This is a genomic window from Pseudomonas sp. LBUM1662 (genome assembly GCF_059695915.1).
Genome location: NZ_CP166793.1, coordinates 1,973,664 through 1,992,342 on the forward strand (window position 1 = coordinate 1,973,664; position 18,679 = coordinate 1,992,342).

Sequence of the window (18,679 nt, forward strand, 5' to 3'; positions counted from 1 at the left end):
CTGTAGGAGCGAGGCTTGCCCGCGAAGACGGCCTCACTGACTCAACGCAATCTCAATCAACTGATGCAATTCCCCAACCTCCAACGGCGCCGCCGAAAACAGGATGCGAAACACCGTCGGCGCTGCCACCAGGTTGATCAGTCGATCGACGCTCGGCTTTGGCTGGTCCGGATAACGATCCAGAATCGTCTGCAACTGCCCGCCTATGATCGTCGCGCAGTAAACCGGTGTGATGCTGCATTGCACGTCGCGCAGCATGTTTCGCCCGGGCTCGGAACTCATCTCGTCCAGATACTGTTCCGCCCAGGCCCGCACGTCACTGCGCAGGCTGCCGGTGTTGGCCGGTTCAGTTTCGGGTTGCAGGCGGGCGAGGGCGACGTCGGCCAGCAGCGTCGACAAATCGCCCCAGCGCCGATAGATCGTCGACGGCGTCACCCCCGCGCGCGCAGCAATCTGCGGGACGGTCACGGTCGAGCGATCCTGTTCTTCAAGCAGATCGCGGACAGCCGAATGAATCGACTCTTGCACCCGGGCGCTTCGACCGCCGGGGCGTAAACCTTCTTTAATAGCCATACGGCGGACCTTAACACAAAGAATTTGCTTTAAGCGCTAGCCAGTAGCACACTCCGCAAAAGCAACAAATTAGCTTTTGCGGAGTGTGCGCATGTCCAGTTCGATATCAAACCGTTCCAGCCTGTGGTTTCTGGCGATTACTTTACTGAGTTTTCTCGCCGCTTCCACTGCGCCGACGCCCCTGTACCACTTGTATCAGGAACACCTGCAGTTCTCGGCGGCGACCCTGACCCTGATCTTCGGCGTGTACGCCATCAGCTTGCTCGCCGCGCTGCTCACCGTTGGTTCGCTCTCGGATTACCTGGGACGCAAACCGGTGATTTTCACCGCTGTGGTGCTGAACATGCTCGCCATGCTGCTGTTCATCAATGCCGACAGCGTCGCCTGGTTGATCAGCGCCCGGGTGCTTCAGGGCTTTGCCACCGGGATGGCCACGGCCGCATTGGGTGCCGCGCTGCTCGACACCGATCGCCAGCAAGGTCCGCTGGTCAACAGCGTCGCGCCGCTGCTGGGCATGGCGGCGGGAGCCATGGGTTGTGGTTTGTTGGCCGAGTTTGCGCCGCTGCCGCTGCAATTGACCTTTTGGGTGCTGCTCGCACTCTTCGGGTTGCAGGCGTTATACGTCTGGCGTCTTCCGGAAAGCGTCAGCCCACAACCGGGCGCGCTGGCTTCGCTGCTTCCGACCCTGCATGTGCCGGTCCAGGCTCGGCGCGTGTTGTGGCTGGTGATGCCGCTTAACACCGCGGCGTGGGCGCTCGGTGGTTTCTTTGCCTCCCTCGCGCCGTCCCTAGTGCGGACGGCCACCGGATCGACTTCGAATCTGATTGGCGGTGCGACAGTGGCTGCGCTGACCGTCACTGGCGTATTGATGATCTACACCTTGCGCAGCCGCCCGGCCGACAAAGTCCTGCGGATCGGCGCAAGCATTTTGCCCGTGGGCGTGGCGCTGATTTTACTGGCGGTCCACAGCGCCAGCCTGCCGCTGTTTTTCGTCGGGACGCTGGTGGCCGGATGCGGTTTTGGCGCCAGTTTTCTCGGCGCGTTGCGCAGCGTCGTGCCGCTGGCTCTGCCTCACGAACGGGCCGGATTGATGTCGGCGTTTTATGTGCTCAGCTACCTGGCGTTCTGCCTGCCGTCGTTGCTGGCGGGGAACCTGACGCGGGCCTTTGGTCTGGTGGCCACCACCGATGGCTATGGCGCGGTGCTGATTGTCCTGTCGCTCGGCGCTCTGCTCGCGTTGATGCGTCAGCAGCCCGTCAAAGTCTGTGGCGCGGATGTTCGATGACCGCTAGCCTTGGCACCGGCCCTTATTTCGACGGAACGCCTGATGAAGATCATCCGCAGCAAATCCTTCACCGCTGAGCGTGCCTGGGGCGCGCTGGATATCGCCAACATGAACGGCATCACCACGCGTTTGCACTGGACCGATCAGCCCTACAAATGGCACGTCAATGACGGTCAGGAAGTGTTCGTCGTGCTTGATGGCCAGGTGCAGATGCGCTACCGCGAAGAAGGTGTCGAAAAGGAAACACTGCTGGACGTGGGCGATATTTTCTATGCGTCTATCGGCACCGAGCACGTCGCCCATCCGCATGGGGCGGCGAGGATCCTGGTGATCGAAACGGAAGGCAGTGTCTGACGCTATATCTGCAAAACAGATAACAGTTAGAGATATTACCCGTTATATAGATATTCGATTCGGATCTACCATGAATTCCACCTCACAAGAGGAGAGGAATTCAACATGACCTGCCCCAACAGCAACACCCTCGGTTTAAAACCGCTCAGCCATTTAAAGCACCCGCTAGAAGCCATTCGCCAATTCACCCCCAACTGGTTCGCCGCGACCATGGGCACGGGCGTGCTGGCCTTGGCGCTGGCGCAATTGCCCGTGGCCATACCCGGACTGCAGGCGGTAGCCGAAGGTCTGTGGCTGCTCAATATCTGCCTGTTTGCACTGTTCACCGTGGCGTACGCGGCACGCTGGGTGCTGTTCTTCGATGAGGCGCGGCGGATTTTCGGTCACTCCACGGTCTCGATGTTTTTCGGCACCATCCCCATGGGGTTGGCGACCATCATCAATGGCTTCCTGGTGTTCGGCTTGCCGCGCTGGGGCGACGGGGTGATTCATGTCGCCGAATTGCTGTGGTGGCTCGATGTGGCCATGTCGCTGGCCTGCGGCGTGCTGATTCCCTACATGATGTTCACCCGTCAGGAACACAGCATCGACCAGATGACTGCGGTCTGGCTGTTGCCGGTGGTCGCGGCGGAAGTGGCCGCCGCCAGCGGTGGTCTGCTGGCACCGCACCTGGCCGATGCCCATTCGCAACTGGTGGTGCTGACGACCAGCTACGTGCTCTGGGCCTTTTCCCTGCCGGTAGCGTTCAGCATTCTGACGATTCTGTTGCTGCGCATGGCGCTGCATAAACTGCCTCACGAAAACATGGCCGCCTCCAGCTGGCTGGCGCTGGGGCCGATCGGCACCGGGGCGTTGGGCATGTTGCTGCTGGGCGCCGATGCTCCGGCGATCTTTGCGGCCAACGGTCTGCCGGGCATCGGTGAAATTGCTGAAGGGCTGGGCCTGGTGGCCGGGATTACGCTGTGGGGCTTCGGCTTCTGGTGGATGCTGATGGCGGTGCTGATCACCGTGCGTTACCTGCGCGACGGCATCCCGTTCAACCTTGGCTGGTGGGGTTTCACCTTCCCGCTGGGCGTCTATTCTCTAACGACGTTGAAACTGGGCAGCACCTTGAACCTGGCGTTTTTCAGTGTCTTTGGCTGCGTGCTGGTGGCGATGCTGGCGGTGATGTGGCTGATCGTCTCCAAACGCACGGTGCAGGGCGCCTGGCGGGGCGAGTTGTTTGTCTCGCCGTGCATTGCAGGATTAAAGAAATAACCGGCAAAGATTAGGTAATGTGTGGCCTGGATCGACGTTCGACATTCCAATAACAAATCGCCAAGCCACTCTCTACCCAATCTCAGGGACACATGGAAGATGAGCCACCCCTCACAGTTCACCTTGCTTCGCACCCGGCGCTTCCTGCCGTTCTTTGTCACGCAGTCCCTCGGGGCGTTCAACGACAACATCTTCAAGCAGTCGTTGATCCTCGCCATTCTGTACAAGCTTACGATCGAAGGTGACCGCTCGATCTGGGTCAACCTGTGCGCGCTGCTGTTTATCCTGCCGTTCTTTCTGTTTTCGGCGCTGGCCGGCCAGTTCGGGGAAAAGTTCGCCAAGGACGCGCTGATCCGGCTGATCAAGCTCGGGGAAATCGCCATCATGGCGGTCGGCGCGGTCGGGTTCCTGTTCGATCACCTGTCGCTGATGCTGGTGGCGCTGTTCGCCATGGGCACGCACTCGGCGCTGTTCGGGCCGGTGAAATACTCGATCCTGCCCCAGGCCCTGCGTGAAGAAGAACTGGTGGGTGGCAACGGGCTGGTGGAAATGGGCACGTTCCTGGCGATCCTCGCCGGCACCATCGGCGCCGGGGTCATGATGTCGTCCAGTCATTACGCGCCCATCGTTTCCACCGCGATCATCGGTGTCGCCGTGCTCGGTTACCTGGCCAGTCGCAGCATTCCCCGGGCGGCGGCCTCGTCACCGCAAATGCGCCTGAACTGGAACATCTTCAGCCAATCCTGGGCCACCTTGAAACTGGGCCTGGGGCAGACGCCTGCGGTATCGCGTTCCATCGTCGGCAACTCGTGGTTCTGGTTTGTCGGGGCGATTTATCTGACGCAGATCCCGGCGTATGCCAAGGAGTGGATGCACGGCGACGAGACCGTGGTGACGCTGATTCTGACGGTGTTCTCGGTGGGCATCGCCCTCGGTTCGATGCTTTGCGAAAAACTCTCCGGACGCAAAGTCGAAATCGGTCTGGTGCCGTTCGGCTCGTTCGGCCTGACGGTGTTCGGTTTGCTGCTGTGGTGGCATTCCGGCGGTATTCCAGACAGCGTTGACGGCCATGGCTGGATCGAAATCCTTGGGTTTGGCCACACCTGGCTGGTGCTGATCGACATTCTGGGGCTGGGGATTTTCGGTGGTTTCTACATTGTGCCGCTGTACGCGCTGATTCAGTCGCGCACCCCCGAGAACGAGCGGGCGCGGGTGATTGCCGCCAACAACATTCTCAACGCGCTGTTCATGGTGGTGTCGGCGATTGTCTCGATCGTCCTGCTGAGCATGGTCGAGCTGTCGATCCCGCAGCTGTTCCTGGTGGTGTCGCTGCTCAACATCGGCGTCAACGCCTACATCTTCAGCATCGTCCCCGAGTTCACCATGCGCTTCATGATCTGGCTGCTCAGCCATTCCATGTACCGCGTGGAGCATCGCAACCTTGATCTGATCCCGGATGAAGGCGCGGCGTTGCTGGTCTGCAATCACGTGTCTTTTGTGGATGCGTTGCTGATTGGCGGTGCGGTGCGTCGGCCGATTCGCTTTGTCATGTACTACAAAATCTACAACCTGCCGGTGCTGAACTTTATCTTTCGCACGGCCGGGACGATTCCGATCGCCGGGCGCCAGGAAGACATTCAAATCTACGAAAAAGCCTTCACGCGGATTGCTCAATACCTGAAGGACGGTGAACTGGTGTGCATCTTCCCGGAAGGCAAGTTGACCGCTGACGGCGAGATGAGCGAGTTCAAGGGCGGGCTGGTGCGGATTCTCGAAGAGACACCGGTGCCGGTGATTCCGCTAGCGTTGCAAGGGTTGTGGGGGAGTTTCTTCAGCCGCGATCCGGGCAAGGGGTTGTTTCGTCGGTTGTGGTCGCGGGTGACGTTGGTGGCAGGGCCGGCGGTGGCGGTTGAGGCGGCGGAGCCGGCGGCGTTGCAGGCGATGGTCGGGGATTTGCGCGGCACAGTTAGATAGTCGGTGGCTGTGAGAGCCTTTTCGCGGGCAAGCCTCGCTCCTACGGGGTTTGTGGCATGTCCATGCAAACCCTGTAGGAGCGAGGCTTGCCCGCGAAGGCGATCTAAAGGTCAGGCGCTGACTTTGAGCCCAATCAACCCGGCAACAATCAACGCCACACTGGCCAGCCGGAACAGCGCCATGGACTCGCCAAACAGAATGATCCCGGCGATCACCGTGCCCACCGCACCCACACCGGTCCAGATCGCATAGGCCGTGCCCAGCGGCAATTCCTTCATGGCAAGGCCCAGCAAGCCAAGGCTGATCGCCATGGCGGCAACGGTCAATGCGGTAGGGAGAGGGCGGCTGAAACCGTCGGTGTATTTCAGGCCGACGGCCCAGCCCACTTCGAACAGGCCGGCGAAAAACAGAATGATCCAGGACATGAAAGACCTCCATCGATTGACGGGGTCGTCCCCAGATTAATGACTCGATCGAGCCGCGAGGTCGTCCTCGCGTTGCGCCATAGAGTGCCCATCATTAACCCGAGGATCAAGTTTACGGATCACTCGGCCGCTTGCCGGGCCGCGGTTTCCCGGTCTTGTTTCTCGCTCATGCGGCGGAAATACGTCGAGAGTAACGCCCCGGAAATGTTGTGCCAGACGCTGAACAACGCGCTAGGCACCGCCGCCAATGGCGAGAAGTGCGCACTGGCCAGCGCGGCGCCCAGACCGGAGTTCTGCATGCCGACTTCCAGCGCCAGGGATTTGCGCTGGGCCAGCGGCAACTTGAACAGGCGCCCGGTGAAGTAGCCCAGCAGATAACCGAAGCTGTTGTGCAGCATCACCACGGCCATGATCAGCAGGCCCGACTCGGCAATCTTCGCCTGGCTGGCGGCCACCACGGCGGTGACGATGATCACAATGCTCACCACCGAAATCAGCGGCAATACTTCTACCGCATGGCGCACCCGATCACCCAACAGGCGCTGGGCAACCACGCCGAGCACGATCGGCAACAGCACCACTTGCAGGATCGACCAGAACAGTTCCATGAAGGACACCGGCAGCCACGCCGAGGCCAAAAGCCAAATCAGCGCCGGGGTCAGCAGCGGAGCGAGGAGGGTGGTGACGGCGGCGATGGCCACCGACAGCGCCAGGTCGCCGCGCGCCAGCCAGGTCATCACGTTCGACGAGGTGCCGCTTGGGCAGCAACCGACCAGAATCACGCCGACGGCGATTTCCGGTGGCAGGTGAAACGCCTGGCAGAGCAACCACGCCACACCGGGCATGATCACGAAATGTGCAACCACGCCCAACGCCACGCGCCACGGATGGCGAGCGACTGCGGCGAAGTCTTCGAGTTTGAGGGTCAGGCCCATGCCGAACATCACCAGGCCCAACAGCGGCACGATCGCGCCTTTCAGACCGATGAACCACGCGGGCTGCAGAAACGCCACGACGGCGAAAATCAGAACCCAGTAAGCGAAGGTGTTGCCGACAAAACGACTCAATGCAGCGAGGGCGCGCATGGCCTGATCCTTATTTTAAGTAACACCACAAAACCAATGTGGGAGCGGGCTTGCTCGCGAAGACGGACTGACAGTCAACATTGATGTTGAATGTTATGACGCTTTCGCGAGCAAGCCCGCTCCCACATTTAGACCGCGTCGATTTAGATCCCTTGCGGAGTCTCTTCACCGCCCAGTGCTTCAACCAGTGCCGGCAGGAAGTCGCCGAAGGTCAGCATCATCAGGGTGAAGCTGGCGTCCAGCTGGCCGAGGGCTTCTTCGCCACCGTCCTGTTCCGCCTGGTCTTGCAGCAGGTCTTCGAACTTCAGACGCTTGACCACCATCTTGTCGTCGAGGACGAAAGACAGCTTGTCTTGCCAGGCCAGCGACAATTGAGTAACCACTTTGCCGGTGCTCAAGTGCAGCTGGATCTCTTCGCTGGTCAGGTCCTGACGCTTGCAACGCACGATGCCGCCATCTTCGTGGGTGTCGCGCAGTTCGCACTCGTCCAGCACAAAGAAGTCGTCCGCAGCTTTCTGGGTGGTGACCCATTCAGTCATGGTCGCGGTCGGCGACATTTTCACGGTCAGTGGGCGTACCGGCAGCGTGCCGATCACTTCACGCAGCGTGGACAGCAGGTCTTCGGCACGTTTCGGGCTGGCCGAGTTGACCAGGATCAGACCCTGTTTCGGTGCGATGGCGGCGAAGGTCGACGAACGACGGATAAAGGCACGCGGCAGGAACGCCTGGATGATTTCATCCTTGATCTGGTCGCGTTCCTTTTTGTAGACCTTGCGCATTTGTTCGGCTTCGATCTCTTCGACCTTTTCCTTCACGGCGTCACGCACGACGCTGCCCGGCAAGATGCGTTCTTCTTTACGGGCGGAGATCAGCAGGAAGTCGCCGCTGACGTGCACCAGGGGTGCATCTTCGCCTTTGCCGAAGGGCGCGACGAAACCGTAGGTGGTCAACTCCTGGCTTGCACATGGACGCGCCAGTTTGGTGGCCAGTGCAGTTTCCAACGCCTCGGCATCAAAAGGCAGATCTTGGGTCAGGCGATAGATAAGCAGGTTTTTGAACCACATGGGGCGAGTCTCTCCTTTATACAAAGGGGGGCATTATTCTCTTAGCGAAGCCATAGGCCAACCCTTCTCTAAGCCTTTGGAAGGCCTGCAAAAATTATTTAAAAAAGTGCTTGCCAGAGGTGGGGGCGCTCCGTAGAATGCGCGCCACACCGAAAGTGAAGGGTGATTAGCTCAGCTGGGAGAGCGTCTGCCTTACAAGCAGAATGTCGGCGGTTCGATCCCGTCATCACCCACCATTCGCTTTAGTGTTACGCGCAGCGGTAGTTCAGTCGGTTAGAATACCGGCCTGTCACGCCGGGGGTCGCGGGTTCGAGTCCCGTCCGCTGCGCCATATTCGGTCACCTGGAACGCTGAACGCCAGGTCACCACGGAAAAGCCCGCTAACGCGGGTTTTTTTCTGCCTAAAGTTTGTACGTTGTTCCTGCAGGTCGTGTCGTTTCACCGGTTTTCGGATTTTTTTGAAAAATTATTCAATTAAATCAACACTTTACGAAAATTTGTGGCACAATGCGCCCCGCAACGAAGGTAAAGGGTGATTAGCTCAGCTGGGAGAGCGTCTGCCTTACAAGCAGAATGTCGGCGGTTCGATCCCGTCATCACCCACCACTTACTTTCAACGCTACGCGCAGCGGTAGTTCAGTCGGTTAGAATACCGGCCTGTCACGCCGGGGGTCGCGGGTTCGAGTCCCGTCCGCTGCGCCATATTTGGTCACCTGGAACGCTGAACGCCAGGTCACCACACAGAAAGCCCGCTTGATGCGGGCTTTTTGCTGTCTGCGATTTGGCTTTATTGCTCGGCGTTGCGGCTGTGGCGGTAGTCACTCACGGCTTCATACACCGCTTTGCGCAGGCGGTTGATGCCGCCAATTGGCCGGTGGGCCTCAAGCCCGAACCACGGATTGAACGATTGGTTGTCGCATTGCACGTTCAGCGTCGGTGTGTCGAAGTCCTGGGCGGGCAGTTTGATCCGGGCCACGGTTTCGAACGGCGCATCCTTTTCCTTCCATTCGATACTCGTGTCCTCGATCGGCATGTACTTGCCCGGATCCTGGCGCTGGATCTGCAAGACGAAGCACGCAGGCACCCGATCCGTCGACAATTGCTGGTTCAGCGCATTGCGTAAAAAATTCGGCAGCTTCTGATTCTGCGCCGGCAAGGCGTAGGCCGGGCAGCTGTCGGGATCCGGCGTCACCCGAAACTTCGCGTTGGCATTACCAAACTTGTAGGGCGAAACCGAAAAGTACGTCGTCTGCGTCGGGCTTTCCGGGGCAGGGGAGAGCGTCGCCAAGGCAATAAACAGATGACGAACCTGCCACGTACGCGGGTCCCAGCCGGGGAAAAACGCCATCAGTTTCTTGCCATCCGCCTGCGCGCTCACATTCTGACGGTACTCGGCGACATCGCTGACGAAGAAGTTCGGGTGGCTGAACATCACAAAGTCCTGTTCACCACGACTGTGTTGATCGGCAAGCAATTGTTTGCCAGGCACGTCGAGCAACTTGATCGCCATGCCCCGGGCATCGCGAATACTGTCGAACTGCGGGTAGGCATTGCCGTTTGACAGTCGCATCGTCGCTTGCCAGGTTTTGCCGGGTTCGCTGAACACGCCCTGACGCAGCCCATCCGCCAGATCCGTCAGCACCTGGACTTCGGCCTTCACGCAACCGTGCGCCTTGGCATGCGCATCGCGCAGGTAGCGGGTGCTTTCACGGTGCTGATCGACGATGCGCACGGCCGTCTGGATGATGTCCTGAGTCATCGCCGCTTCGCCGTCCGGGATCAGCTCTTCAGCCGAGACCGGTCCCCGGTGCTGCCAGGCAAACCACGCCGTGGCCAGTGCCCAGCCGAGTACGCCCAGGCCCAGTAACCACAACAGGGATTTGCCGAGGAAGGCGCCTAACCACATCCAGATTCTGCTCATGGCAATTGTGCCTCCAGCGGGCCGCCCAACACTTTCAGATATTCCAGCAGCGCCCAGCGCTCCTGAGGTTGCAGCAGGCGACCGATCACGCCGTTGCCGCGCTTGCCAGCCCGGAATTCGTGGCCGCTGTTGTGATTGCCGGTGATCCGCGTGTCGAACTTGAAGCCATTGGTGAAGACCTCGGTGCGATAGCCCAAGTGCCTGGGGTCGTACTCGAACGTGCCTTTGTAGAACGTCGTTGCGCGTTCATCCTGAGGTGAGAGCAATTGATAGAGGCTCGGCACCGAGCCGTTGTGCAGAAACGGCGCCGTCGCCCAGACGCCGGTCAACGGGCGAGCCTTGTAGGCGCGCAATTCACGCACGCCAATCGGCAGGCCGAAGCCATCCATGTCCGGGCGCTCGGCGTCGGGGATTTTCGCCTCGCGGTAAGCCCGGTTTCCTACGAACGCGGTGACGTAGGCCAAGCCTTTGGCTGACGAGAGTTTGCTCAGGTCCAGCGGTTCGGTGGGTGGCGGCTGCAACTGCACATCCAGTTTCGCCAGCTCCGCCGGGTCCCATTGCAAGGCGCTGAGGTCGAAGCGATGGTCGGAGATGTTATTGGCGGCGCCCGGGTCTGTGCCGATGTAGTCCACCGGCAGCATTTTCAGGTGTTGCACCCAGCGCCCGTTGGTCTGGACCGATCGAGGTACGTGGCAACCGGCGCAGTTTTCACTGAACAATTCGCGACCTTGGGCGGCCAGCGGCTTGTCGACAGCGCCAAGAACGTCTTCCGGCCAGGCGGGAGGTTTGAGCCGTTGCAGGGTTTGTTCGATCAGGTGCAGGTCGTTCAAGCGGACACTGGACGGATAGCGGTCCTCACCCTTGAGTGGTTGACCATCGACGTCGAAGAAATTCAGGGTTGCACCGACGCCCAGCGCCTCGCCGATATTGCGCGCCATCGGTTGCTGCGCCGAACCGTTCCATTGCACCCAGTCAAAGGTCCACATGTCCCACAGTTGCGGGTAGTCCACCGGGGCATTGGCCACGCGGTAGTTATCAGCTGAAATCGCATCGCCGAAGCTGGCGTTGGCGATGCGTCCGAAGGCGTCGGTGCGGCCGGGGCCTTCCTCGGTCGGGTAGAGGCCGCGATGGGTGTCGTTCCAGGCCACTTTTACGAAGGTGTTGAGCGAGGTTTTGAAGTCTTTGCGCAGTTGTTCGTGGCGGCTGTCGTAGTCCTCGCCGAGTACGTTGCGGGCGAAACGTTCGAATTTCCACGGGTTGTAGTACGTCGAGATCAGACTGGCGACCAGCGCTTGTCCGAAACTGCCACCGCGCAGTGTAGGAACACTGGAAGGCAGGACATGCTGTGCCGAACCGCCATCGATGCGCACGGCCTGGCCGTTGAAGCGCAATTCACCGGTGTGGCAGGCGGCGCAGGTGATGTCGAGGAACTCGTCCTGGCTGCCGGGGTTTTGATGGCGGGCAAAACCCACGGGCAAGTTGCCAGGGTTGTTGTTCGGCGTTTTTTTCTGGTCGCGGTCGATCAGGAAACCAAAGCGCGCGAGATGCTCGGGGGCGGCGAATCGTTGTTCCGAGAAGGGCAGTTCGAGTTTCTTGAACCAGTCATAGCGCAAGCCTTTGACCTGCGTGCCCTGAGGGGTGAAGTAATAAGTCTGGCGGTCGGCGGCGCTCCACTGTTCCAGGTAATGCACCTGTTGCGCGGGCGACCAAGTCGGCAGTTTCGGGTTGGCGACGTAGTACAGCACCACGGCCAGGCCCAGCCCCAACAGCACAGCAAACAACACCAGCAGGCGGAATAAGAGGCGCAAGATAAACATCCTTGTCGATTTGTAGCTCTCTTATGCCTCAGCGCTTGAGGTGCGGCAAGTGGCCATTACGCCAGATGCCGGGTCATCCGGCATCCCTCTCTGTAGGCCCAAGATGACAGAAGCTTCATCATTCCAATCCCCAAATGCGTTAAAACACCTGAACTTATCAGAAGTTTCCTGCTCTCATGCCGGTAGCCATTGGTCGTGGCCGCCTGATAAGCTCGCGGCTTTACTCGATTGCCCTTTAGGCGCATGAACAAGGAAATAGCATGAAACAGCATCGGTTGGCGGCGGCGGTGGCCCTGGTTAGCCTGGTACTTGCGGGTTGTGATTCGCAGACCAGCGTAGAGCTGAAAACCCCGGCGCAAAAAGCTTCCTACGGGATTGGCCTGAACATGGGCAAGAGCCTGGCTCAGGAAGGCATGGATGACCTGGACTCCAAAGCCGTAGCACAAGGCATCGAAGATGCCGTCGGCAAGAAAGAACAGAAGCTGAAGGATGACGAACTGGTCGAAGCCTTCGCAGCACTGCAGAAGCGTGCTGAAGAGCGTATGGCCAAAATGAGCGTAGAGTCGGCAGCCGCCGGCAAGAAATTCCTCGAAGACAACGCCAAGAAAGCCGGTGTCACCACCACTGCTTCGGGCCTGCAATACGAAGTGGTCAAGAAAGCCGATGGCGCACAGCCTAAGCCGACCGACGTAGTGACTGTTCACTACACCGGCAAGCTGACCGACGGCACTACCTTTGACAGCTCCGTCGACCGTGGCAGCCCGATCGATCTGCCAGTCAGCGGCGTGATTCCGGGTTGGGTCGAAGGCCTGCAACTGATGCACGTTGGCGAGAAGTACAAACTGTTCATTCCTAGCGAGCTGGCCTACGGCGCTCAAAGCCCAAGCCCGGCGATTCCAGCCAACTCGGTGCTGGTATTCGACCTGGAACTGCTGGCGATCAAGGATCCAGCAAAAGAAGACGCCGCCAAGTAATCAGCGTCTGCTTTAAAAACAACGCCTCGCTTTATGCGGGGCGTTGTTGCATCTGGCGTTCAGCGAGGGTAAACAAAGCGAACGGACGCTATACGTTGCAGTCATAGCCATTGAGGACGCCGTGCTAGCCGCGCCGGCGCGCCAAGTCAATGAAATCTTGGGTTTTTTTATGTGAGTAAAAAACGCCCGATCTGAGTTGAGCCCTTATGAAACGGGGCTTTCAGCCGTGAAATGTAGCTCTGTTCACAAGGTTATCCACAATTTGTGTGGATAACATTTCAGCGGGAGGAATGATGAAAGCACCCTGGAATTTCGCTCGTTTCCTGCCACTCGCCGGACGCCTGCTCGCTCGTGGGCGTTTGCCGACCCTGCTGTTCGCCGTCGCCAGCAAAGGTGCCAGTCAAGGCAACCGCCTGGGCAAGCTCAAGGACGATTTGCGCCTGTTGCAGGCACTGTGCCTGGCTTACTGGCGTGGCGAATACCGCGCCATCAGCGCGAAGGCAATCATCTCGGTGGTGGCCGGCCTGATGTATTTCCTGAGCCCGGTGGATGCGATTCCGGACTTCATCCCGATGTTCGGCATGCTCGATGACATCGCCGTGCTGGCCTGGTTGATGAAAGTCCTCGACGACGAACTCAATGCCTTCCGTGCCTGGCGCAAACGCCAGTTGCCGGAGAAGCTTGCGGTGGTCGAGCGTCTCCCCGATACCCCGGAGCAACTTCAGCTTCAGGGGCCGAAAAAAACCTGATTTGATTGAGGTTCGTCCTTATATTCATACCCCCCGCGACCGTGGCCGCTGTTAGGATTACACTTCTAGGGAAAAGTGCCGACTCGCTAAGTGTCGTTGTCCTACGGGGAAGTCATGGATATTCAGATAATCACACGCGAAGGCGAGCCCGAATACGCGGTGTTGCCGTGGGCTCAGTACCAGGCTCTACTGAAAGCAGCAGGCATCAACCAACAACCGGCGCCCGACACGCCGGCGCGTCAAGCAACATCACCAGACCCGATTCTTCCGGGTCTGGATCAACTACGCAGTTTGCGCGAAGGGAAGGGCATCGCCATTGAGGCGCTCGCCCGCACGGTAGGCATCAGCCCGTCTTATCTGGCCCTGATCGAAAGTGGCGAGCGTCAACCCGACGCTGCGATTCGCCGCAGTCTGGCCTGGGAACTGACGGTGCCAGGGTGGAGGGATGAATCGTGAGCGTACGCATCAGTCGTCAACATTGGGACGGGTTGCTGGGTGAGCTGGATCAGGCCCGCCGTCAGCGCCATCTGCTGACTTATCGAGCCTTGCTGGAACGTTTGCAGTTGCCCACGCCGGCCATGCAAACCCTCACCGCTGCGCTTGAGCATCTGGCCGCGCTGGACGCCAAGGCCGAGCAGCCGCTACGCAGCTCGCTGGTGATCAGCCAGGGCGCCAGCCGCCTGCCCCGCACCGGTTTCTTCGAATGCGTCGAACGTCTGGGGCGTTTCTCCGGGCCATCCGATGGCGTTGCCGCCGCCTCGTGGCACGCCTCGGAAGTGGTGCGCGTGTTCGAATACGAGTACCCGGAATCGGCGGAGGCCTGAGTGTTTCTGAAGCTCAAGGCACGGGCCGGTTACTGGCTGGCCCGCCGGTTGTTTCACTGGTCATGGTTCGTGCGACAGCCGCGCGGCTGGAGCTGGCTCGAAGGCCAGTTCGCGCGCATGGCCAACCTGGGTGACGTCGGTGCGCAAAGCTTCTATGGCCACATCCTGACCTTCCGCGGCGTCGGCCTTGGGGCTCGTGAGGAAGGTGTTCGATTGCTGCGCCTTGCGGCGCTGGCGGGGGATGGCAAAGCGGCGTATCAGGTGGGGGTGATCAGTTTGGCGGGTTCGCCGAGCAAGGCGCCGGATCCGGCTGAAGCGGCGAGGTTCTGGGAGATGGCGGCGAAGGCGGGGCACCCGCTGGCCGAGATGAAACTGAAAGAGTTGGCGTCTGGTGATGCTTCCAGGTAGCCCCAGCGTTTTCTGAAAGACATAACGTGGCGTGAGGGAAACCTCTCGCCACGTTTGCGTTTCTGACCGTTCGTTAATAAGTGGCGACGTATTAGAGAATCGCCCTACACCAACATCGTCCGTTCCTGACTTCTTTCCTGATTGATCCCCCTCAAAGTCCTGCGCGTTTATTGCTGTGTAAATTCATCGGAGATTTCCTTCGAGTTCTAGCGGCTTTCATGAACTGGTGCGAAGGGAGTTCACCCGATAGCCTTTGATGGTCACTGAAAACTCAGTGGTGGGGTGTAGGAACCCTTTCAGCATCGGTATTGCGTAAGCGTCGAAACCTGATTTGCGGCCGTCTATGTGCGTCCGTAAGATCTGTTGCGGCGGCTGTGCGCGGGCACGCTTCGGCGTGGTCGAGTCTCCGATGCTCGGTATTCCTACCCCGCGTATAGCTGCCACCCAAGCCTGTAGGAAGGCTTTTGGCAGCTCCCATTGTCATCGGAAGGTCTCAAATGCCAACACTTCATCCTGATCCACCCTATGAAAAGCCGGTTTCCCATCCCAAGAACCGCTTCATGGCGCTGACCAGCAACTGCAGCGACATGCCCACCTTGTTCGTCGACACCCACGCGCCGCTCGATATCCTGACCGACGCCGCCCGCTACCGAATCCGAGCCGTCACCCAAGTGCTGGAGAACCTGTCCATGCGCGGTTCGATTGAGTGCGATTCCATGATTCTCAGCGACTTCGCGTTGCTCTGCGCGATTCCGTTGCGTGATGGCTGTGATGTGCTGGATGTGGTTGGGCGGCGGTTGGGGGCGCGGTCAGCGGCTGATTAGATCCGCAGATTTTGGTTGTCTGGCCGGGCCTCTTCGCGGGCAAGCCTCGCTCCTACAGGGGGTTGTGTTGTTCACAATCATTGCGGATGACACAAACCCCTGTAGGAGCGAGGCTTGCCCGCGAAGGCGTCCGTTCAATCACCGCTGCCCAATGAGCAAGTCCTCGTTGTGCACCGGCACCACCAAACTATCAATCACATGCACGCTGTACCCCTGCACGTTTTTCGCGTGATGCTTGGCCTGCGATGCCATCTCCGCCAATTGGCTCGCATCGAGTTGTCCACAGGCCTGTGGATGCAAATGCACGAGAAAATATATCCGCACCGTTTTTTTGAGATAAAGCTGAAAGTATTGGCGCCTCGTGATGCTGCGAAGTAAACCATCGGTGTCCGAAGAACAAGCTTGGTGTGAGGGAAACCTCTCCCCACGCTTGCGTTTCTGAGGTTTCGTTTTTTTATGGCGACGTATTAGAGAATTGCCCTACACCAACATCGTCCGTTCCTGACTTCTTTCCTGATTGATCCCCCTCAAAGTCCTGCGCGTTTATTGCTGTGTAAATTCATCGGAGATTTCCTTCGAGTTCTAGCGGCTTTCATGAACTGGTGCGCGACGTGTCTCATCGATAGTCTTCTGGCTGTCACTGCAAATTCAGTGACAGGGCGTGGAAGCCCTTCTATCGTTAGGCGCGTCAAGCGCCACCAGTTCGGCGTTTTTTCGTCTGTGTTTTATGGTGGCTGTGCGCGGGGCGCTTTCGAGTGCGCCGAGTGCCTAACGTCTCGGTCTTCCACACCCGCGTTCAGCCGCCACCTATCGCGTGGAAGTGATTTCTGGCGGCTCCAATCCATACGTTAGGAAGTAAAACAATGAAAACGCTTACGCCAGATCCGCCTTGCACCCCTCTGACGCCTCATCCTGACAACCGCTTCATGGCGCTGACCAGCAACTGCAGCGACATGCCCACCTTGTTCGTCGACACCCACGCGCCGCTCGATATCCTGACCGACGCCGCCCGCTATCGAATCCGAGCCGTCACCCAAGTGCTGGAAAACCTGTCCATGCGCGGTTCGATTGAGTGCGATTCCATGATTCTCAGCGACTTCGCGTTGCTCTGCGCGATTCCATTGCGCGATGGCTGTGATGTGCTGGATGTGGTCGGGCGGCGGTTGGGGGCGCGGTCAGCGGCTGATTAGATCCGCAGATTTTGGTTGTCTGGTCGGGCCTCTTCGCGGGCAAGCCTCGCTCCTATAGGGGTTGTGTTGTTCACAATCATTGCGGATGACACAAACCCCTGTAGGAGCGAGGCTTGCCCGCGAAAGCGTCCGTTCAATCACCGCTGCCCAATGAGCAAGTCCTCGTTGTGCACCGGCACCACCAAACTATCAATCACATGCACGCTGTACCCCTGCACGTTTTTCGCGTGATGCTTGGCCTGCGATGCCATCTCCGCCAACTGGCTCGCATCGAGTTGTCCACAGGCCTGTGGATGCAAATGCACCACGCCGATCGACAATGACAGCAGCGCAAACTCCTGACGCACGCCCTGGCGATTCGGTGCGATGAAGCAGCCGGCTTCCAGGTGCTCGCTGCGGTAGAAGCGTCGGCACTGGCTCTGGAAGTCGTCCAGCAGCTGGTTCAAACGTTTGCGCCAGTCTTCCGGGCCAAGCACCAGCAGGAAGTCATCGCCGCCGATATGGCCGACGAAGTCGCGGGCCGGGTCGACGCGATCGTTCAGGCATTGCGCCAGACACAGCAAAACTTCATCCCCACGGCCGTAGCCATAGATGTCGTTGAAGGGTTTGAAACTGTCGATGTCGACGTAGCAGATCACCGATTCCCGCTCCTGTTGCAGCAACCGCGTCAGGCATTGCTGGATGGGCACGTTGCCCGGCAACAGAGTCAGCGGGTTGGCATAGCGGGCCTGCTGGATTTTCAGTTCGGTAATCAACTTCAGCACATCGATCACCCGGCCCAGCCCCAGATAACCACCGTTGAGGGTGATGATGAAATCTTCCTCGATGCGTTGCCGTGCGCGGCTGGTGATCAAGCGGCTGACCTGTTGCAGCGACTGGCTCATCTCCACGGCGAGGAAGTCGTCGTTCATCAGCCGGCTGATCGGCTTGCGTGCGAACAGATCGGTCGCAAAGGGCTTGAGCAGTGCGTCCGAGAGCGAATGACGATGGACGATGCCGCAGGGGTGGCCTTGCTCGTCGAGTACCGCCAGTGAGTTTAGGTTGGCCTGGCGGCGGAAGGCTTCCAGCACCGTGGCCGTCGGTGTGTCCCGGGCCACGGCCGGTTGGTCGTTGAGCAAGGCGCTGAGGTCACTGACTTCATCATTCAAGGCGACCGCTGTGCTTTCCCGTTTGGGCATCAGGGTCCTGGCATCACGAGGTGGATGTTCCTGAGGGCGACAGAGCAGGTAACCCTGGACCAGATCCACGCCCATCTCCGTCAACACCGCGAGCTCTTCCGGCCGCTCGATACCTTCGGCAATCACCTGCGCCCGCGAGGCCTTGGCGATTTGCAGGATCGAGCCGACGAACTCACGCTTGAGCGCATCCTGATGAATGCCGTCGATGAAATGCCGATCAATCTTCACATAGTCCGGACGCAGTTCTGACCACAACCGCAAACTCGAATAACCGGCGCCCAGATCATCCAGCGCAATGGAAAACCCCATCGCCCGGTAGTGATGCAGGGCGTTTTGCAGTAACTGGAAATCGTCGGTCGGGGTCTGTTCGGTGAGTTCGATTACGACCTGGCTCGGCGGAATGCCGAAATCCTGCAGCAATTGCAGGGTGCGCCCCGGTTGGTGAGCGGCTTCGAGCAGGGATTCTGGAGAGACGTTGAGAAACAGTTTGCCGGGCAGCTGTTGTTCGTTGAAACGTCGGCAAGCGCTTTCACGGCAGGCGATTTCCAGCTCGCTCAAGCGGCCGGCCTGACGGGCGACCGCGAACAACGCGATGGGGGAGTGCAGCGGACTGTTCGAGGGGCCACGAGTCAGGGCTTCGTAGCCGAGAATGCGTCGCTCGGAGAGGGAAATGATCGGCTGGAACAGACTGTGCAAGCCGCTTTGAGTCAGTATTGAACTCAACGCACTCAGCTGTTCGGTAGTGGTCATGGCGTTCTCTGGCGATAAAAAAAGGAC

At 59.3% G+C, this 18,679-nt stretch carries 18 protein-coding genes and 4 tRNA genes; 15 read left to right on the plus strand and 7 right to left on the minus strand.

Annotation, left to right across the window (positions count from 1 at the left end; translation table 11 throughout):
* Nucleotides 1-33 precede the first annotated feature (33 nt).
* A complete protein-coding gene (locus ACA049_RS08870) occupies nt 34-573 on the minus strand; it encodes a TetR/AcrR family transcriptional regulator (RefSeq protein WP_497334726.1) in 540 nt (179 codons plus the stop codon).
* 91 nt (nt 574-664) lie between these two features.
* On the opposite strand from ACA049_RS08870, the gene ACA049_RS08875 reads away from it, so the two are divergent.
* From ACA049_RS08875 to ACA049_RS08890, 4 genes are all read left to right on the plus strand, one after another.
* A complete protein-coding gene (locus ACA049_RS08875; RefSeq protein WP_497334728.1) occupies nt 665-1,858 on the plus strand; it encodes an MFS transporter in 1,194 nt (397 codons plus the stop codon).
* Between the two features lie 42 nt (nt 1,859-1,900).
* Nucleotides 1,901-2,212: a cupin domain-containing protein gene (locus tag ACA049_RS08880; RefSeq protein ID WP_497334730.1), complete on the plus strand. Its 312-nt coding sequence runs from the start codon at nt 1,901-1,903 to the stop codon at nt 2,210-2,212.
* Nucleotides 2,213-2,317: 105 nt separating this feature from the next.
* On the plus strand, nt 2,318-3,469 hold the full coding sequence (locus tag ACA049_RS08885) for a TDT family transporter (protein ID WP_497334732.1): 1,152 nt from the start codon (nt 2,318-2,320) through the stop codon (nt 3,467-3,469).
* Nucleotides 3,470-3,568: 99 nt separating this feature from the next.
* Nucleotides 3,569-5,443, plus strand: coding sequence for an MFS transporter (locus tag ACA049_RS08890; protein ID WP_497334734.1), 1,875 nt, complete (start codon nt 3,569-3,571; stop codon nt 5,441-5,443).
* Nucleotides 5,444-5,553: 110 nt separating this feature from the next.
* On the opposite strand, the gene sugE is transcribed toward ACA049_RS08890, so the two are convergent.
* The 3 genes from sugE to rdgC form a co-directional block, all read right to left on the minus strand.
* Nucleotides 5,554-5,868, minus strand: a complete 315-nt coding sequence (sugE, locus tag ACA049_RS08895) for a quaternary ammonium compound efflux SMR transporter SugE (protein WP_208671936.1) — start codon at nt 5,866-5,868, stop codon at nt 5,554-5,556.
* A gap of 119 nt (nt 5,869-5,987) precedes the next feature.
* Nucleotides 5,988-6,953 carry a bile acid:sodium symporter family protein gene (locus ACA049_RS08900; RefSeq protein ID WP_497334736.1) on the minus strand — a complete coding sequence of 322 codons (966 nt, stop codon included), beginning with the start codon at nt 6,951-6,953 and terminating at the stop codon, nt 5,988-5,990.
* 143 nt (nt 6,954-7,096) lie between these two features.
* A complete protein-coding gene (gene rdgC / locus ACA049_RS08905) occupies nt 7,097-8,017 on the minus strand; it encodes a recombination-associated protein RdgC (protein WP_017340046.1) in 921 nt (306 codons plus the stop codon).
* 160 nt (nt 8,018-8,177) lie between these two features.
* On the opposite strand from rdgC, the gene ACA049_RS08910 reads away from it, so the two are divergent.
* The 4 genes from ACA049_RS08910 to ACA049_RS08925 all read left to right on the plus strand — a co-directional run bounded on the left by ACA049_RS08910 (nt 8,178) and on the right by ACA049_RS08925 (nt 8,719).
* Nucleotides 8,178-8,253, plus strand: a tRNA-Val gene (locus tag ACA049_RS08910).
* An 18-nt stretch (nt 8,254-8,271) separates the two neighbouring features.
* Nucleotides 8,272-8,348, plus strand: a tRNA-Asp gene (locus ACA049_RS08915).
* Nucleotides 8,349-8,547: 199 nt separating this feature from the next.
* A tRNA-Val gene (locus ACA049_RS08920) sits at nt 8,548-8,623 on the plus strand.
* A 19-nt stretch (nt 8,624-8,642) separates the two neighbouring features.
* Nucleotides 8,643-8,719, plus strand: a tRNA-Asp gene (locus tag ACA049_RS08925).
* Between the two features lie 85 nt (nt 8,720-8,804).
* Here the strand turns inward: ACA049_RS08925 and ACA049_RS08930 are convergent.
* Together ACA049_RS08930 and ACA049_RS08935 are read right to left on the minus strand one after the other, a co-directional pair.
* Nucleotides 8,805-9,938, minus strand: a complete 1,134-nt coding sequence (locus ACA049_RS08930) for a catalase family protein (RefSeq protein WP_497334738.1) — start codon at nt 9,936-9,938, stop codon at nt 8,805-8,807.
* Nucleotides 9,935-11,746 carry a di-heme-cytochrome C peroxidase gene (locus ACA049_RS08935; RefSeq protein WP_497334740.1) on the minus strand — a complete coding sequence of 604 codons (1,812 nt, stop codon included), beginning with the start codon at nt 11,744-11,746 and terminating at the stop codon, nt 9,935-9,937. Before ACA049_RS08935 ends, ACA049_RS08930 begins: the two co-directional genes overlap by 4 nt.
* Nucleotides 11,747-12,015: 269 nt before the next feature.
* Between ACA049_RS08935 and bamJ the strand changes: the two genes are divergently transcribed.
* From bamJ to ACA049_RS08970, 7 genes are all read left to right on the plus strand, one after another.
* Complete coding sequence (bamJ, locus tag ACA049_RS08940) at nt 12,016-12,729, plus strand: BamJ family beta-barrel-assembly machinery protein (protein ID WP_497334742.1); 714 nt, start codon at nt 12,016-12,018, stop codon at nt 12,727-12,729.
* 293 nt (nt 12,730-13,022) lie between these two features.
* A complete protein-coding gene (locus ACA049_RS08945) occupies nt 13,023-13,478 on the plus strand; it encodes a YkvA family protein (protein ID WP_497334744.1) in 456 nt (151 codons plus the stop codon).
* Nucleotides 13,479-13,592: 114 nt separating this feature from the next.
* Nucleotides 13,593-13,934, plus strand: coding sequence for a helix-turn-helix domain-containing protein (locus ACA049_RS08950; protein WP_497334746.1), 342 nt, complete (start codon nt 13,593-13,595; stop codon nt 13,932-13,934).
* A complete protein-coding gene (locus ACA049_RS08955; protein WP_003223109.1) occupies nt 13,931-14,302 on the plus strand; it encodes a hypothetical protein in 372 nt (123 codons plus the stop codon). Before ACA049_RS08950 ends, ACA049_RS08955 begins: the two co-directional genes overlap by 4 nt.
* The gene (locus ACA049_RS08960) at nt 14,303-14,710 is read left to right on the plus strand and encodes an SEL1-like repeat protein (RefSeq protein ID WP_497334748.1); all 408 of its coding nucleotides are present in this window, start codon (nt 14,303-14,305) and stop codon (nt 14,708-14,710) included. It begins immediately after the preceding gene.
* A 497-nt stretch (nt 14,711-15,207) separates the two neighbouring features.
* The gene (locus ACA049_RS08965) at nt 15,208-15,534 is read left to right on the plus strand and encodes a hypothetical protein (protein ID WP_131062168.1); all 327 of its coding nucleotides are present in this window, start codon (nt 15,208-15,210) and stop codon (nt 15,532-15,534) included.
* A gap of 863 nt (nt 15,535-16,397) precedes the next feature.
* Nucleotides 16,398-16,724 (plus strand): hypothetical protein, encoded by a 327-nt coding sequence (locus tag ACA049_RS08970; protein WP_497334750.1) that lies wholly within the window; start codon nt 16,398-16,400, stop codon nt 16,722-16,724.
* Between the two features lie 137 nt (nt 16,725-16,861).
* Here the strand turns inward: ACA049_RS08970 and ACA049_RS08975 are convergent, their stop codons facing one another.
* On the minus strand, nt 16,862-18,652 hold the full coding sequence (locus ACA049_RS08975; RefSeq protein ID WP_497334752.1) for a bifunctional diguanylate cyclase/phosphodiesterase: 1,791 nt from the start codon (nt 18,650-18,652) through the stop codon (nt 16,862-16,864).
* Nucleotides 18,653-18,679: the final 27 nt, after the last annotated feature.